Below are 16,875 nucleotides of genomic sequence, written 5' to 3' on the forward strand. Positions count from 1 at the left end.
GCGCTGCGCTTACCGGGCCTACGGGGATCGTGCGGGCTGATGCCCTCACCCCAACCCTCTCCCACGGGGAGAGGGAGAAATATTTGTAGGCCGGGTAAGGCGTAGCCGCCACCCGGCATTGCTCAGGAACCCAATCTCAATGTCATCATCCCGTCCGGTGTTCCGTTCCCGCTGGCTGCCGTACCTGCTGGTCGCGCCTCAGCTGGTCATCACCGTTATCTTCTTTATCTGGCCTGCGGGCGAAGCGCTGTGGTACTCGGTACAAAGCGTCGATCCGTTTGGGCTCTCCAGCCAGTTTGTCGGGCTGGACAACTTTACCGCGCTGTTCCATGACAGCTACTACCTGGACGCCTTCTGGACGACGATCAGGTTCAGCGCGCTGGTGACCGTCAGCGGTCTGGTTGCTTCGCTGTTTTTCGCCGCGCTGGTGGATTACGTGGTGCGCGGCAGCCGCCTGTATCAGACCCTGATGCTGCTGCCGTACGCCGTGGCGCCCGCCGTCGCCGCCGTGCTATGGATTTTCCTGTTTAACCCCGGTCGCGGGCTGATTACCCATTTCCTGGCAGAGTTCGGCTACGACTGGAACCACGCCCAGAACAGCGGTCAGGCCATGTTCCTGGTGGTATTCGCCTCGGTGTGGAAGCAGATCAGCTACAACTTCCTGTTCTTCTTTGCCGCGCTGCAGTCCATCCCGCGTTCGCTGGTGGAGGCCGCCGCCATTGACGGGGCAGGGCCGATTCGTCGCTTCTTCAGGCTGTCGCTGCCGCTGATCGCCCCGGTGAGCTTCTTCCTGCTGGTGGTTAACCTCGTGTACGCCTTCTTCGACACCTTCCCGGTGATCGATGCGGCCACCGCAGGCGGTCCGGTGCAGGCGACCACCACGCTTATCTACAAGATCTACCGCGAAGGCTTCGCCGGACTGGATCTCTCGGCCTCCGCCGCGCAGTCGGTGGTGCTGATGTTCCTCGTCATCATCCTCACGGTGGTGCAGTTCCGCTATGTTGAAAGTAAGGTGCGCTACCAATGATTGAGAACCGTCGCGGGCTGACGATTTTCAGCCATACCCTGCTGATCCTGGGCATTCTCGTTATCCTGTTCCCGCTGTACGTGGCCTTTGTCGCCGCCACGCTGGACACCAAAGCGGTGTTCGAAACGCCGATGACGCTGATCCCAGGCACGCATCTGTTCGAGAACATGAAGACCATCTGGACCCAGGGCGTGGGCGCCAACAGCGCGCCGTTCTGGCTGATGATGCTCAACAGCTTCATCATGGCGTTTGGCATCACCGTCGGCAAAATTACGGTGTCGATGCTCTCGGCCTTCGCCATCGTCTGGTTCCGCTTTCCGCTGCGCAACCTCTTCTTCTGGATGATCTTCATTACCCTGATGCTGCCGGTGGAGGTGCGTATCTTCCCGACGGTGGAAGTGATCGCCAACCTGAAGATGCTCGACAGCTACGCGGGCCTAACCCTGCCGCTGATGGCCTCGGCGACCGCCACCTTCCTGTTCCGCCAGTTCTTTATGACCCTGCCGGACGAGCTGATTGAAGCCGCGCGCATCGACGGCGCGTCGCCGATGCGCTTCTTCCGCGACATCGTGCTGCCGCTGTCGAAAACCAACCTTGCGGCGCTGTTTGTGATCACCTTTATCTACGGCTGGAACCAGTACCTGTGGCCGCTGCTGATTATTCAGGACGTCAATCTCGGCACCGCCGTGGCGGGCATCAAAGGCATGATTGCCACCGGCGAAGGCACCACCCTCTGGAACCAGGTGATGGCGGCGATGCTGCTCACCCTCATCCCACCCGTAGTCATTGTTTTAGCCATGCAGCGCGCGTTTGTCCGCGGCCTGGTCGATAGCGAGAAATAAGATGGCAGGTTTAAAACTTCAGGCAGTAACCAAAAGCTGGGACGGCAAAACCCAGGTGATTCAACCGCTGACGCTCGACGTGGCGGACGGGGAGTTTATCGTGATGGTCGGCCCGTCCGGCTGTGGCAAATCCACCCTGCTGCGCATGGTGGCGGGGCTGGAGCGCGTGACCTCTGGGGATATCTGGATTGACCGCCAGCGCGTCACCGAGATGGAGCCGAAAGACAGGGGCATCGCGATGGTGTTCCAGAACTACGCCCTCTACCCGCACATGAGCGTGGAGGAGAACATGGCCTGGGGGCTGAAAATCCGCGGCATGGGCAAAGGCCATATCGAGGAGCGCGTGAAAGAAGCGGCGCGCATTCTGGAGCTGGACGGCCTGCTCAAGCGCCGCCCGCGCGAACTCTCCGGCGGCCAACGCCAGCGCGTGGCGATGGGGCGCGCCATCGTGCGCGATCCGGCGGTATTCCTGTTCGACGAGCCGCTCTCTAACCTCGACGCCAAGCTGCGCGTGCAGATGCGTCTTGAGCTGCAGCAGCTGCACCGTCGCCTGAAAACCACGTCACTGTACGTTACCCACGATCAGGTTGAGGCCATGACCCTCGCCCAGCGCGTGATGGTGATGAACAAAGGCGTTGCCGAGCAGATTGGTACCCCCGTGGAAGTCTACGAGAAACCGGCCACCCGCTTTGTGGCGAGCTTTATCGGCAGCCCGGCGATGAACCTGCTCGAAGGGCGCATCAGCAGCACGGGCACGCACTTTGAGCTGGAAAGCGGGATGGCATTGCCGATCAACTGGTACTATCGTGGCTACGCCGGGCGTAAGATGACGCTCGGTATCCGCCCGGAACATATCGGTTTAACCTCTCAGGCGGAAGGCGGCGTGCCGCTGGTGATGGACACGCTGGAGATGTTAGGTGCAGATAACCTGGCGCACGGGCGCTGGGGCGAGCAAAAGATGGTGGTGCGTCTGGCGCATCAGGAGCGCCCTAAAGCAGGCAGCACGCTGTGGCTGCACCTGCCGGAAAATCATCTGCACCTTTTTGACGGTGAAACAGGACAACGAGTATGAGCAACTGGCCTTATCCCCACGTCGTCGCCCACCGCGGCGGCGGTAAACTGGCGCCGGAGAACACCCTGGCGGCGATTGATGTTGGCGCGCGTTACGGCCACACCATGATCGAGTTCGACGCCAAGCTGTCGAAAGACGGCGAGATTTTCCTGCTGCATGACGATAACCTCGAACGCACCAGCAACGGCTGGGGCGTGGCGGGCGAGCTGCCGTGGCGCGATCTGCTGAAAGTCGACGCCGGAAGCTGGTACAGCGGCGAATTCAAAGGCGAACCGCTGCCGCTGCTGGCGGAAGTGGCCGATCGCTGTCGCCAGCACGGCATGATGGCCAATATCGAAATCAAACCGACCACCGGCACCGGGCCGCTGACGGGCAAAGTCATTGCCCTGGCCGCGCGCGAGCTGTGGGAAGGGATGACCGCGCCGCTGCTCTCCTCGTTTGAAATTGACGCCCTGGAGGCGGCGCAGGCGGCCGTGCCGGAATTGCCGCGCGGGCTATTGCTGGACGAGTGGCGCGAGGACTGGCGCGAGCTGACGACGCGCTTAGCGTGTGTCTCTATTCATCTTAATCACCAGCTGCTGGATGAGGCGCGGGTGAAGGTGCTGAAAGACGCGGGACTGCATATTCTGGTTTACACCGTCAACAAACCCCAGCGTGCGGCCGAACTGCTGCGCTGGGGCGTGGACAGCATCTGTACCGATGCGATTGACCTGATTGGCCCGGACTTTAGTTCTGCGGATTAAGCATACTGCCATTCGACTGCGGCGGCAGCATATGCTGCTGTCCGCTGCCTGACGAAGTCATTCCACCTAACATTCCGCCGTTTCTATTCGGCAGCGGCTGCTCGCGCGCCTGCCCCTGCTGCACGCGCTGGGTGTTGGCGTTCATCTGATTTTGCAGGCTTTGCTGCTGCATCTGGGTCTGCGTTCTCAGCTGCTGATTCAGCATCCCTTTTTGCTGCTGTTGCTGGCTCATCATCTCGGTCTGCATACGCTGCTGGCTCGGGATAACGTAACCCGGCTGGTTCGGGTTATTCATCGTATTGAGTGGCTGTGCGAGCGCGGCAAACGGGATCAGCGCCGTAAGAATCAATAAGCGTTTCATTGTCATTTCCTCCTTTTGAGGTCTCTCTTAAGTTTACCCTGATTTCACCATGACGATGATTTTTTAGGAGTTGTGAACCAGGCTTAAGCGGGGAATATGGATCCCTTCACCTGGAGAACAATAATGATGAAACCAACGTTTTTGCGCTGGGTCGCCCTCGCCGCGCTGATGGCAGGCGGTACATTTAGCGTGGCGGCCAACCCGCCCGCGGCGCCTCCGGTCTCTTACGGCGTGGAGGAAGATGTCTTTCATCCCGTGCGGGCAACCCACGGCATGGTGGCGTCGGTGGATGCGCTGGCGACCCGCGTGGGCGTAGATATTCTCAGGCAGGGCGGTAACGCGGTGGATGCGGCGGTCGCCGTCGGCTATGCGCTGGCGGTGACGCACCCGCAGGCGGGGAACCTGGGCGGCGGCGGCTTTATGATGCTGCGCACCAAAGACGGGAAAACCACCGCCATCGACTTCCGCGAAATGGCGCCTTCTCAGGCGTCCCGCGATATGTTCCTCGACGACCAGGGTAACCCGGACAGTAAAAAATCCCTGACCTCGCACCTGGCCTCCGGCACGCCGGGCACCGTTGCGGGCTTCTCGCTGGCGCTGGAAAAATACGGCACGATGCCGCTGAACAAGGTGGTGCAGCCTGCTATCAAGCTGGCGCGGGAGGGCTTTGTGGTGAATGACGCCCTGGCGGACGACCTCAAAACCTACGGCAGCGAAGTCATCCCGAATCACGAAAACAGTAAGGCGATCTTCTGGAAAGACGGTGAACCGCTGAAGAAGGGCGATAAGCTGGTGCAGAAGAACCTCGCCAAAAGCCTGGAGCTGATTGCGGAGCACGGTCCGGACGCTTTCTACAAAGGGGCGATTGCCGACCAGATTGCACAAGAGATGCAGAAGAACGGCGGGCTCATCACCAAAGCGGATCTGGCGGACTACAGGGCGGTGGAGCGCGAGCCGATTAGCGGCACCTACCGCGGGTACGAGGTCTTCTCCATGCCGCCGCCGTCTTCCGGGGGCATTCACATCGTGCAGATCCTCAACATTCTTGAAAACTTCGATATGCACAAGTTCGGCTTCGGCAGCGCGGATGCCATGCAGATAATGGCGGAGGCGGAAAAACGCGCCTATGCCGACCGCTCGGAATATCTCGGCGACCCGGACTTCGTGAAGGTGCCGTGGCAGGCGCTGACCAACAAGGCGTACGCCAAATCCATTGCCGATCAGATCGACATCAACAAGGCCAGGCCGTCGAGCGAGATCCGTCCCGGCAAGCTGGCACCGTATGAAAGCAACCAGACCACCCACTTCTCGGTGGTGGATAAAGACGGTAACGCGGTGGCGGTGACCTATACGCTCAACACCACCTTCGGCACCGGGATTGTGGCGGGCAATAGCGGCATTCTGCTGAACAACGAGATGGATGACTTCTCTGCCAAGCCGGGCGTGCCGAACGTCTACGGGCTGGTCGGCGGCGATGCGAACGCGGTAGGGCCGAAGAAACGTCCGCTGTCGTCCATGTCGCCCACCATCGTGGTGAAAGAGGGCAAAACCTGGCTGGTAACCGGTAGCCCGGGCGGCAGCCGGATTATCACCACCGTATTGCAGATGGTGGTGAACAGCATCGACTTTGGGATGAACGTCGCCGAAGCGACTAACGCCCCGCGTTTCCACCACCAGTGGCTGCCGGACGAGCTGCGCGTCGAGAAGGGCTTTAGCCCGGACACCATTAAACTGCTTGAGCAGCGTGGGCAGAAGGTGGCGGTGAAGGAGGCGATGGGCAGCACCCAGAGCATTATGGTGGGGCCGGACGGAGCGCTGTTTGGCGCATCAGACCCGCGTTCGGTGGATGATTTGACGGCGGGGTATTGATGTATTGCCCGGTGGCGCTGCGCTTACCGGGCCTACAACTGCACGAACGTAGGCCGGGTAAGGCGAAGCCGCCACCCGGCAAATCACTACTTCATTCTCGCCATATAATACGCATCCACATACTCGCCGTTGCGCAGGGCATAGCGCTTGCCGGTGCCTTCAATTTCGAACCCGTGTTTTTTGTACACCGCAATCGGCGGTTCGTTATCGACAAACACCGTCAGCTCAATGCGGTCAACGCGCAGCCAGTTATCGCACATATCAATCATGGTGCGCATCAGCGCGCTGGCAACGCCCCGGTTTTGCCACTGCGCGCCAACACAAATCCCAAAATCAGCCACATGGCTGCGGCGTGGGCGTTGCGCGACGGCGATGCACAGATGCCCAGCGACATGACCGTCTACACAGGCGACCAGTTGCTTAATGCCGGGCTGGTCGGTGAGTCGTTCTTGCCACATTTGCTCAGACGGATGAGGAACCTGTAGTGTGTTGTGGTACACCTCCGGTTGGGCGTGGATCTGACGAATGGCGTCATAATCTTTCGGTTCCGCATGGCGTATCACTATCTCACTCATTCCTTGTTCCTCAGTCAGTTAAAAGGCCCTTCCAACATCAATGACTTTAAAATTTGAGTCAACCGCTATTTTTTGCAAAAAGTATTGGACAAGTGCGAATGAGAATGATTATTATTGCTCTGCATTCAGGAAGACCGCTACGGGAACCTGAAAGCACGACATTGCTCACATTGCTTCCAGTATTACTTTAGCCAGCTTTTAGCTGGCTTTTTTTTGTTATGGTTAGACTCAGTAACCTTCCAAAAGGACTGAGCCATGACACTACATTGCGCATTTATTGGATTTGGCAAAAGCACCACCCGCTATCACCTGCCGTATGTCCTCAACCGTAAAGATACCTGGCATGTGGCCCATATCTACCGCCGCCGCGCGAAGCCGGAGGAGCAGTCTCCGCAGTACTCCCACATCCATTTCACCAGCGATCTCGATCAGGTGCTTAACGATCCGCAGGTCACGCTGGTGGTTGTCTGCACCCACGCCGACAGCCATTTTGACTATGCGAAACGCGCGCTGGAAGCGGGCAAAAACGTGCTGGTAGAAAAGCCGTTCACCCCGACCATCGCCGAAGCGAAAGCGCTGTTCGCGCTGGCGAAAAGTAAAGGGCTGACCGTCACGCCGTATCAGAACCGTCGCTTCGACAGCTGCTTCCTGACGGCAAAAAAAGCGATTGAAAGCGGCAAGCTCGGCGACATTGTGGAGATCGAAAGCCACTTCGATTACTACCGCCCGGTGGCGGAAACGCAACCCGGACTGCCGCAGGATGGTTCGTTCTACGGGCTGGGCGTGCACACCATGGACCAGATCATCTCCCTTTTTGGCCGCCCGGACCACGTGACGTATGACATTCGCAGCCTGCGCAATAAAGCCAACCCGGACGATACCTTCGAAGCCCAGCTGTTCTACGGCGACCTGAAGGCCATCGTCAAAACCAGCCACCTGGTGAAAATCAATTACCCGAAATTTATCGTTCACGGCACTAAAGGTTCGTTTATCAAATACGGTATCGACCAGCAGGAGACCAGCCTGAAGGCCAATATCATGCCCGGTGAACCTGGCTTTGCGGCGGACGATTCCGTGGGCGTGCTGGAGTATGTGAACGATGAGGGCGTGACGGTCAAAGAAACGCTGAAGCCGGAAACCGGCGACTATGGCCGCGTCTATGATGCGCTGTTTGAGACCCTCACAAACGGCATGGCGAATTACGTCAAGGAATCTGACGTTCTGACCAACCTCGAAATCCTTGAACGGGCCTTCGAACAGGCCTCTCCTGCCACGGTAACCCTCGCAAAATAAGCAAAAACGGCTCCTCTGCACTTGTTCACAATTTTTGAACAGAGGAGTCAATTTTCACCCTCTATGATCCCAGGCCGTTTGCGTCCACACTTACTCCATCGAAACGAACTGAGGGTGAAAACAATGATCTACTTACGCAAAGCAAACGAACGTGGTCACGCGAATCATGGCTGGCTGGACTCATGGCATTCATTCTCGTTTGCCGACTACTACGACCCGAACTTCATGGGCTTCTCCGCACTGCGCGTGATTAACGACGACGTGATTGATGCAGGCCAGGGCTTTGGTACCCACCCGCACAAAGACATGGAAATCCTGACCTATGTGCTGGAAGGCGCGGTTGAGCACCAGGACAGCATGGGCAACAAAGAGCAGGTTCCGGCGGGCGAGTTCCAGATTATGAGCGCAGGTACCGGGGTGCGTCACTCTGAGTACAACCCAAGCAAAACGGAAAAACTGCACCTGTATCAAATCTGGATCATTCCAGAAGAGACCGGCATCACGCCGCGCTACGAGCAGCGCCGCTTCGACGCGAAACAGGGTAAACAGCTGGTGCTCTCCCCGGATGCGCGTGAAGGCTCCCTGAAAGTGCATCAGGATATGGAGCTGTACCGCTGGGCGCTGGCGAAAGATGAACAGTCCGTGCATCAGATTGCCGCTAACCGCCGCGTCTGGATCCAGGTGGTGAAAGGGGAGGTGTCCATCAACGGCACCAAAGCGACAACCGCCGATGGTCTGGCCATCTGGGATGAGCAGGCGATCTCCGTGCATGCCGACAGCGAAAGCGAAATTCTGCTGTTTGACCTGCCGCCGGTGTAATAAAACATAAATAAATCCCCATCCTTCCCTTTGACAGGGGAAGGATGGGCTTTGTCCGTGGTAAACTGAGCAAATCTCTCACTTCAAGATTTCTCAGGACGATGAAAAAGAAACGCCCCGTACTTCAGGATGTCGCCGATCGCGTCGGTGTGACCAAAATGACGGTCAGCCGTTTTTTACGTAACCCGGAACAGGTTTCCGTGGCGTTACGTGGCAAGATTGCCGCTGCCCTTGATGAACTGGGTTACATCCCCAACCGTGCACCCGATATTCTCTCGAATGCGACCAGCCGCGCGGTGGGCGTTCTGCTTCCTTCTTTGACCAACCAGGTTTTCGCCGAAGTTTTGCGCGGCATTGAAAGCGTCACCGATGCGTTTGGCTATCAGACCATGCTCGCCCACTACGGGTACAAGCCGGAACTCGAAGAGGAACGTCTTGAATCGATGCTTTCCTGGAACATTGACGGCCTGATTTTAACCGAACGAACCCACACTGCCCGCACGCTCAAAATGATTGAAGTGGCCGGTATTCCGGTCGTGGAGCTGATGGACAGCCAGTCGCCGTGCCTCGACATCGCCGTCGGCTTTGATAACTTCGAAGCGGCGCGCCAGATGACGGCGGCCATTATCGCCCGCGGGCATCGTCATATCGCCTATCTGGGTGCGCGTCTTGATGAACGTACTATCATCAAACAGAAGGGATACGAGCAGGCGATGCTCGACGCGAACTTAACCCCGTACAGCGTGATGGTGGAGCAGTCCTCTTCCTATACGTCGGGTATTGAGCTGATGCGTCAGGCGCGACGCGAGTATCCGCAACTGGACGGTATTTTCTGTACCAACGATGACCTTGCAGTCGGCGCAGCGTTTGAGTGCCAGCGTCTGGGGCTGAAGATCCCTGATGATATGGCGATCGCCGGTTTCCACGGCCATGACATCGGTCAGGTGATGGAGCCGCGTCTGGCGAGCGTCCTGACGCCGCGTGAACGTATGGGCCGCATTGGCGCAGAACGCCTGCTGGCGCGCATTCGTGGCGAGACGGTTACGCCGAAAATGTTAGATTTAGGTTTCACCTTGTCACCGGGTGGATCTATTTGAACTGACAAATTTGAAGTAGCTCACACTTATTCACTTCGCGCACGTTTGGATATTGCTTCTCTTTTGCCCCGGCAGGACAATGTTACCGATAACTGTTACCCGTAACAATTGACTGAGGGACACCCTTTGAGCACGACTAATCACGATCACCACGTCTACGTCCTGATGGGCGTTTCCGGTAGCGGGAAATCAGCCGTGGCCAGCGAAGTGGCGCATCAACTCCAGGCTGCGTTTCTTGATGGCGACTTCCTCCATCCGCGCAGCAACATCATGAAAATGGCCTCCGGCGAGCCGCTGAACGACGACGACCGTAAACCGTGGTTGCAGGCGCTGAACGACGCCGCGTTCGCGATGCAGCGCACCAATAAAGTCTCCCTGATCGTCTGCTCCGCGCTGAAAAAAACCTACCGCGATCTGCTGCGTGACGGCAATCCGAACCTCTCTTTCATCTACCTGAAAGGGGATTTCGAGGTGATTGAAAGCCGCCTGAAGGCGCGTAAAGGTCACTTCTTCAAAACCCAGATGCTGGTGACGCAGTTTGAAGCGCTGCAGGAGCCGGGTGAAGACGAAAAAGACGTCTTAGTGGTTGATATCGATCAGTCACTGGAGGGGGTTGTTGCCAGCACCATCGAGGTCATTAATAAAAGGCAGTAAGTTTTGAGTACATTAACGCTAGTTTTGACAGCAGTAGGTTCAGTATTGCTGCTGCTGTTTTTAGTGATGAAGGCGCGCATGCACGCCTTTGTTGCTTTGATGGTGGTTTCTATTGGTGCTGGTCTCTTTTCCGGTATGCCGCTCGACAAGATCGCCGCGACAATGGAAAAAGGGATGGGCGGTACGCTGGGCTTCCTGGCGATTGTGGTCGCCCTTGGCGCCATGTTTGGCAAGATTTTGCACGAGACGGGCGCGGTCGACCAGATTGCCGTCAAGATGCTGAAATCCTTTGGCCACAGCCGTGCGCATTACGCGATTGGTCTGGCAGGGCTGATTTGCGCGCTGCCGCTGTTCTTCGAAGTGGCCGTTGTGCTGCTGATAAGCGTCGCCTTCTCCATGGCGCGCCATACCGGCACTAACCTCGTGAAGCTGGTCATTCCGCTGTTTGCGGGCGTGGCGGCAGCCGCAGCGTTTCTGCTGCCGGGGCCTGCCCCGATGCTGCTGGCTTCCCAGATGCACGCCGACTTTGGCTGGATGATCCTGATTGGCCTGTGCGCGGCAATCCCCGGGATGATTATTGCCGGTCCGCTGTGGGGCAACTTCATCAGCCGTTACGTTGAGCTGCACATTCCGGACGACATTACCGAGCCGCACCTGGGCGAGGGCAAAATGCCATCCTTCGGCTTCAGCCTGTCGCTGATCCTGCTGCCTCTGGTGCTGGTGGGCCTGAAAACCATCGCCGCGCGCTTTGTGCCGGTCGGTTCTACCGCCTACGAATGGTTTGAGTTCATTGGTCATCCGTTCACGGCGATCCTGGTGGCGTGCCTGGTGGCGATTTACGGCCTGGCGATGCGTCAGGGGATGCCAAAAGACCGGGTGATGGAGATCTGCGGTGCGGCGCTGCAGCCTGCGGGGATTATCCTGCTGGTGATCGGTGCAGGCGGCGTGTTCAAGCAGGTGCTGGTGGATTCCGGCGTGGGCCCGGCTCTGGGCGAAGCGCTGACCGGGATGGGCTTGCCGATTGCGGTCACCTGCTTTGTGCTGGCTGCGGCGGTGCGTATCATCCAGGGTTCCGCCACCGTGGCGTGTTTAACCGCCGTGGGTCTGGTGATGCCGGTGATTGAACAGCTGAACTACTCCGGTGCCCAGATGGCCGCGCTCTCTATCTGTATCGCGGGCGGTTCGATTGTGGTCTCTCACGTTAACGACGCCGGCTTCTGGCTGTTCGGTAAGTTTACCGGTGCCACCGAAGCGCAAACCCTGAAAACCTGGACGCTGATGGAAACTATCCTCGGCACGACGGGTGCAATTGTCGGGATGATTGCCTTTACGCTGCTCAGCTAAATGCAATGATTTAACAAGGCAAAAAAAGGCCCGGTAGCGTCAGCGCTTACCGGGCCTTTTTATTATCCAGAGCGTCAGGCCGGGCCATAACCCGGCATTGTGTTACTCGCCCTGCGTGGCGCTCTCAATCGTCAAGCGCACGTCCGAGGTAATCAGCTCTGCCAGCATCTGGTACACCTTCAGCGTCTCTTCCGGCTCGGCATCACCCGTATCGCTGATGAAGCCTTCATCGCGCAGCGTCAGCACCAGGGAACTGAAGACCGCTTTGTCGAAGAATTCAGGGGCGTTAATGCCGTGCAGAACGGACAGGCGCTGGGCCAGCGTCCGGCTCTCTTTCTCCAGCGTACCGCGGTTGATGGACGGGTTCGCGCTCAGCAGCCAGAACGTGATGGCGTAGCGCTGCAGCGTTTCGCGCGCACCGGCCGCCAGCAGTTGCAGGGTGCGGGAGCGTGACGGATTGATGTGCAGCTCGTCGTTGTTCAGGGTAATCAGCCCCTGGCGACGCATCTCTTCCGTCATCTTATCCAGTTCTGTCGCCAGCTCATCCTTACTCCAGCGCAGGAACAGCTCCGCTTTCAGCATCGGATAGATGGTCTCAAGATGGCGCAAAAGCTCCTGACGGGAGATATGACGATGCTGGGTAATAATGGCGGCCATGAGCGACGGCAGCATCAGCATATGCGTGATGTTGTTGCGGTAGTAGGTCATCAGCACCGCCTGCTCGCGCGGCAGAATGATGATGTCGCCGATCGTGTCCTTCTCCACTTCAAACTTGTTCATCTGCAACGCGTGATCGATAAGTTCACTGGCGGTCGCAGAAGGCACGGTTGAATCAACCGAGTACGGCACGTTACGCATCATGTCCAGATAGCAATCCAGCTGCTCCGTGAGCTGTTCACGGGTCAGCGAGCGCTGACGTGAAGCCAGCAGCGCCGTACAGCAGAGGTTCATGGCGTTAGCCGCACCGGCGTTGTTAATGCGCACCATCAGCTCGGACGCGATGCCGTTAACCGTTGGCGTTAGCCAGGCCGGACGCACCGCTTCGATAGGATCGATGGACTCGCGCCACTCCGGCACGTGATGGTTCAGGTAGGTCATCAGCGGCATCGGCTCGCCGAAGTTCACGTAGCCCTGACCGAGATTGCGCAGCTTGCTCAAGCCGCGCAGCATCTGCGGCAGGCTCTCTTTCTCTTTGGTCGCACCGCGCAGCTCTTTCGCGTACGTGCCCACTTCCATCACGTGCTCGTAGCCGATGTAGATAGGCACCAGCGTGATCGGACGGGTGCCTCCGCGCAGCATGGCCTGGATGGTCATCGACAGCGTGCCGGTCTTCGGATCGAGCAGACGACCGGTACGGGAACGACCGCCCTCCACGAAGTACTCCACGGAATAGCCGCGGCTGAACAGCTCGCCAAGATACTCGCGGAACACGGTGGAGTAGAGCTTGTTGCCCTTGAAGGTACGACGAATAAAGAACGCGCCCAGGCGACGGAAAATCGGGCCCGCGGGCCAGAAGTTCAGGTTGATACCGGCTGCGATGTGCGGTGGCACCAGCCCCTGGTGATAGAGCACGTAGGAAAGGAGCAGGTAGTCCATGTGGCTGCGGTGGCAGGGGACATAGACAATCTCATGGCCATCGTGCGCCAGCTGACGCACGCGCTCGGCGTTATGGACGTTGATGCCCTGATACAGGCGGTTCCAGGTAAAGCCGAGAATACGATCGGACAGGCGAATCATCTCGTAAGAGAAGTTCGCTGCGATCTCTTCCATCAGCGCAATGGCGTTCTGCTGAGCTTTCTCATGCGAAATTTTCTTGCTGCGCGCTTCATCTTCAACGGCGCGGGCGATCGCTTTTGAAGCCAGCAGCTTGTTGAACAGATCCTGACGCGCCGGGAGGCGTGGCCCTACGGCCGCCAGGCGCTGACGGGCGAAGTGCATACGCGCCACGCGCGCCAGTTTTTGCGCGATGATCTTGTCGGTGCCGTGCTCGTCCGCCATGCGACGCAGCGAAACGGAAGGGGAGAAACGCACAAAGCTGTCGCGTCCCAGCCAGGAGACCGCGAAGAACTTCTGGATGCCGTTAAGCATGCGCAGCGGCGGATTCTCTTCGCCTTTTTCACGACCCGGACGACGACCAAACATCACCGATACCGGCACCATCTGCACATCCAGATCGGGGTTGCTGCGGTGCAGGTCGAGATAGTCATGGAACAGCTTGATGGACTCTTCTTTCGGCGTGTAATAGGTAAACACGCGCGGCCCGCCGTGGATGAAGACGTAGCGCGGCAGCAGCGTACCGTCAACTTCCAGCGGTTCAAGCGGGTCAGGTAAGTCATGCGCCAGACACTGGGCGCGAAGCGTCAGTAAGTCTGCCTTCGAGTTATAAGGCAAAACGTACATAATAGGGCGCGACGTATCGAGCCCCAGTTCCAGCGCGGGTTCTGCTGGGATAGACTTGCTTTTTACCAGGATGCTTAATGGTAAATTAAGTAATTTGTAGTAAATTCGTGGCCAGCCGGACATAAACGATGTAAAGCCTCTGGTTAATAATGCAATTGCGGCGCAAGGATAACAGAAAGCGCGCAAAATTTCTGTTGTTACCCGTCATACTTCAGGCTGTAGCGAAACGCGCTCCGCCTCATGTTAATGACGCTCTTTTTTAAAAAGGTTCTTTTAATGGCCAATAATACCACTGGGTTAACGCGTATCATCAAAGCCGCCGGCTATTCATGGAAAGGTTTCCGTGCCGCATGGGTCAACGAAGCCGCTTTTCGCCAGGAGGGCGTCGCCGCAATCATCGCGGTGATCGTTGCCTGTTTCCTTGATGTTGATGCGATTACCCGCGTACTGCTTATCGGTTCCGTACTTCTGGTGATGATAGTGGAAATTCTTAATAGCGCTATTGAGGCCGTTGTTGATCGCATTGGTTCCGATTTCCATGAGCTTTCTGGCCGTGCAAAAGACATGGGCTCTGCTGCCGTGTTGTTGGCGATTATCACTGCCGTTATCACCTGGGTCACCCTGCTTTGGTCACATTTCCGATGAGCCTCGAGGAATAATTAAGTCCCTGGTTTTTTGTGCAGTTTTTGGTTCCAAAATCGCCTTTGACTGTATATACTCACAGCATAACTGTATATACACCCAGGGGGCGGAATGAAAGCGTTAACGACCAGGCAGCAAGAGGTGTTTGATCTCATTCGGGATCATATCGGCCAGACGGGTATGCCACCCACGCGTGCGGAAATCGCGCAGCGTCTGGGCTTCCGTTCTCCGAATGCTGCCGAGGAACACCTGAAAGCGCTGGCGCGTAAGGGTGTGATTGAGATTGTGTCAGGCGCGTCGCGTGGTATCCGCCTGCTGGTGGAAGAAGAGACGGGCATTCCGCTCATAGGCCGCGTTGCTGCAGGTGAGCCGCTGCTGGCACAACAGCATATTGAAGGTCACTACCAGGTCGATCCCGGCATGTTCAAACCGAGCGCTGATTTCCTGCTGCGCGTCAGCGGCATGTCGATGAAAGACATCGGCATTCTTGATGGCGATCTGCTTGCGGTGCATAAAACCCAGGACGTGCGAAACGGCCAGGTCGTGGTCGCACGCATTGATGACGAAGTGACCGTTAAGCGTCTGAAAAAGCAGGGTAACACTGTTCAGTTGCTGCCCGAAAACAGCGAGTTCACCCCGATTGTGGTCGACCTCCGCGAACAGAGCTTCTCTATTGAAGGTCTGGCGGTAGGCGTGATTCGCAACGGTGAATGGCTGTAATCTCTTCCTGACAGGCTATGGCACCGCTGTAGCCTGATTCATTCCCCACTCCCGGTATCTTTCATGTCACTGCTGACGGCATCCGACAAGGCATTGTGGCGTCTTGCCCTGCCGATGATTTTCTCCAATATTACCGTGCCCTTGCTGGGGCTGGTTGATACTGCCGTTATAGGCCATCTTGATTCACCGGTTTATCTTGGCGGCGTGGCGATTGGCGCGACGGCAACCAGCTTCCTGTTTATGCTGCTGCTCTTTTTGCGCATGAGTACCACCGGTCTTACCGCACAGGCTTATGGCGCGAAAGATCCGCTGCGTCTGGCGCGCGCACTGGTGCAGCCGCTAATCCTCGCGCTTGGCGCGGGTGCGTTAATCGTTGTATTGCGGGCCCCCCTGATCGATCTTGCGCTTCATATTGTCGGTGGCAGCGAAGCGGTACTGGCGCAGGCGCGACGGTTCCTGGAAATCCGCTGGCTCAGCGCACCCGCCTCGCTGGCAAATCTGGTTCTTCTGGGGTGGCTACTGGGCGTGCAGTACGCCCGCGCGCCCGTGATTTTGCTGGTGGTGGGTAACCTGCTCAACATTGTTCTGGACGTCTGGCTGGTCATGGGTCTGCATATGAACGTGCAGGGCGCGGCGCTGGCGACGGCGATTGCCGAATACGGGACCTTTATCATTGGCTTGTGGATGGTCCGGCGTGTGCTGGCCATGCGCGGGATCTCCCTGGCGCTGCTCAAAACCGCATGGCGCGGCAATATCCGTAAGCTGCTGGCGCTCAACCGTGACATCATGTTGCGCTCGCTTCTTCTTCAGCTCTGCTTTGGTGCGCTGACGGTTTTCGGGGCTCGACTGGGGCCGGAAATCGTTGCGGTGAATGCGGTATTGATGACGCTTATGACCTTTACCGCCTATGCGCTGGACGGCTTTGCCTACGCGGTTGAAGCGCATTCCGGACAGGCGTACGGCGCGCGCGAAAGCGGGCAGCTTCGGGAGGTGTGGCGGGCTGCCTGCCGTCAGTCGGGGCTGGTGGCGCTGGCCTTTGGTCTGGTTTACGCCTGCTTCGGTGAGCAAATCGTTGCATTGCTTACCTCTCTCCCTGCGCTGCGCGAGCTGGCGAGCCACTATCTCATCTGGCAAGTCGTCTTACCGGTGGTTGGCGTCTGGTGTTATCTGCTGGACGGCATGTTTATTGGGGCGACGCGCGGAGCCGAAATGCGCAACAGTATGGCTGTCGCGGCGGCCGGATTTGGCCTGACGCTCCTGACGCTCCCCTGGCTGGGTAATCATGGCCTGTGGCTGGCCCTGGCCGTCTTCCTCTCGCTGCGCGGGTTATCGCTGGCGTTTATCTGGCACCGGCACTGGCAAAACAATACCTGGTTTCCCTCGCGCTCCGATATATCGTGACGGTTAAAGATTCCGA

16 protein-coding genes are annotated in these 16,875 nt (G+C 57.9%); 13 read left to right on the forward strand and 3 right to left on the reverse strand.

Translation table 11 applies throughout. The features are described from left to right. The first annotated feature begins 139 nt into the window (after positions 1–139). The 4 genes from ugpA to ugpQ are packed head-to-tail and all read left to right on the forward strand — an operon-like array spanning position 140 to position 3,684. Positions 140–1,027 (forward strand): sn-glycerol-3-phosphate ABC transporter permease UgpA, encoded by an 888-nt coding sequence (gene ugpA / locus N6P30_RS14780; protein WP_008503352.1) that lies wholly within the window; start codon positions 140–142, stop codon positions 1,025–1,027. Then, complete coding sequence (ugpE, locus tag N6P30_RS14785; protein WP_023293532.1) at positions 1,024–1,869, forward strand: sn-glycerol-3-phosphate ABC transporter permease UgpE; 846 nt, start codon at positions 1,024–1,026, stop codon at positions 1,867–1,869. Before ugpA ends, ugpE begins: the two co-directional genes overlap by 4 nt. Position 1,870: 1 nt before the next feature. After that, complete coding sequence (locus tag N6P30_RS14790) at positions 1,871–2,941, forward strand: sn-glycerol-3-phosphate import ATP-binding protein UgpC (RefSeq protein WP_008503354.1); 1,071 nt, start codon at positions 1,871–1,873, stop codon at positions 2,939–2,941. Continuing rightward, on the forward strand, positions 2,938–3,684 hold the full coding sequence (ugpQ, locus tag N6P30_RS14795; RefSeq protein WP_023293531.1) for a glycerophosphodiester phosphodiesterase: 747 nt from the start codon (positions 2,938–2,940) through the stop codon (positions 3,682–3,684). Before N6P30_RS14790 ends, ugpQ begins: the two co-directional genes overlap by 4 nt. Here ugpQ and N6P30_RS14800 read toward each other — a convergent pair. Next, a complete protein-coding gene (locus tag N6P30_RS14800) occupies positions 3,668–4,045 on the reverse strand; it encodes a DUF2756 family protein (RefSeq protein WP_023293530.1) in 378 nt (125 codons plus the stop codon). The genes ugpQ and N6P30_RS14800 overlap by 17 nt on opposite strands. 123 nt (positions 4,046–4,168) lie before the next feature. Between N6P30_RS14800 and ggt the strand changes: the two genes are divergently transcribed. Then, positions 4,169–5,914 (forward strand): gamma-glutamyltransferase, encoded by a 1,746-nt coding sequence (ggt, locus tag N6P30_RS14805; protein WP_023293529.1) that lies wholly within the window; start codon positions 4,169–4,171, stop codon positions 5,912–5,914. An 86-nt stretch (positions 5,915–6,000) separates the two neighbouring features. Here the strand turns inward: ggt and yhhY are convergent, their stop codons facing one another. Then, complete coding sequence (gene yhhY, locus N6P30_RS14810; protein WP_023293528.1) at positions 6,001–6,489, reverse strand: N-acetyltransferase; 489 nt, start codon at positions 6,487–6,489, stop codon at positions 6,001–6,003. 255 nt (positions 6,490–6,744) lie between these two features. On the opposite strand from yhhY, the gene N6P30_RS14815 reads away from it, so the two are divergent. From N6P30_RS14815 to gntU, 5 genes are all read left to right on the forward strand, one after another. After that, a complete protein-coding gene (locus N6P30_RS14815) occupies positions 6,745–7,782 on the forward strand; it encodes an oxidoreductase (protein ID WP_023293527.1) in 1,038 nt (345 codons plus the stop codon). A gap of 123 nt (positions 7,783–7,905) precedes the next feature. Next, positions 7,906–8,601 (forward strand): pirin family protein, encoded by a 696-nt coding sequence (locus tag N6P30_RS14820; RefSeq protein ID WP_008503360.1) that lies wholly within the window; start codon positions 7,906–7,908, stop codon positions 8,599–8,601. Positions 8,602–8,702: 101 nt separating this feature from the next. Continuing rightward, positions 8,703–9,698, forward strand: a complete 996-nt coding sequence (gene gntR / locus N6P30_RS14825; RefSeq protein WP_021242747.1) for a gluconate operon transcriptional repressor GntR — start codon at positions 8,703–8,705, stop codon at positions 9,696–9,698. A 126-nt stretch (positions 9,699–9,824) separates the two neighbouring features. After that, positions 9,825–10,352 carry a gluconokinase gene (gene gntK, locus N6P30_RS14830; RefSeq protein ID WP_008503362.1) on the forward strand — a complete coding sequence of 176 codons (528 nt, stop codon included), beginning with the start codon at positions 9,825–9,827 and terminating at the stop codon, positions 10,350–10,352. Positions 10,353–10,355: 3 nt separating this feature from the next. After that, a complete protein-coding gene (gene gntU, locus N6P30_RS14835; RefSeq protein ID WP_014833577.1) occupies positions 10,356–11,696 on the forward strand; it encodes a gluconate transporter in 1,341 nt (446 codons plus the stop codon). A 102-nt stretch (positions 11,697–11,798) separates the two neighbouring features. Here gntU and plsB read toward each other — a convergent pair whose 3' ends face one another. Next, positions 11,799–14,219, reverse strand: coding sequence for a glycerol-3-phosphate 1-O-acyltransferase PlsB (gene plsB, locus N6P30_RS14840; protein WP_021242749.1), 2,421 nt, complete (start codon positions 14,217–14,219; stop codon positions 11,799–11,801). Positions 14,220–14,372: 153 nt separating this feature from the next. On the opposite strand from plsB, the gene N6P30_RS14845 reads away from it, so the two are divergent. From N6P30_RS14845 to dinF, 3 genes are all read left to right on the forward strand, one after another. Further along, complete coding sequence (locus N6P30_RS14845; protein ID WP_021242750.1) at positions 14,373–14,741, forward strand: diacylglycerol kinase; 369 nt, start codon at positions 14,373–14,375, stop codon at positions 14,739–14,741. A 108-nt stretch (positions 14,742–14,849) separates the two neighbouring features. Continuing rightward, positions 14,850–15,458: a transcriptional repressor LexA gene (gene lexA / locus N6P30_RS14850; protein WP_008503366.1), complete on the forward strand. Its 609-nt coding sequence runs from the start codon at positions 14,850–14,852 to the stop codon at positions 15,456–15,458. A gap of 63 nt (positions 15,459–15,521) precedes the next feature. Then, the gene (dinF, locus tag N6P30_RS14855) at positions 15,522–16,859 is read left to right on the forward strand and encodes an MATE family efflux transporter DinF (protein ID WP_023293525.1); all 1,338 of its coding nucleotides are present in this window, start codon (positions 15,522–15,524) and stop codon (positions 16,857–16,859) included. The last annotated feature ends 16 nt before the right edge of the window (positions 16,860–16,875 follow it).

This window comes from Enterobacter sp. PL1 (assembly GCF_945957325.1).
Classification (GTDB): Bacteria; Pseudomonadota; Gammaproteobacteria; order Enterobacterales; family Enterobacteriaceae; genus Enterobacter; species Enterobacter roggenkampii.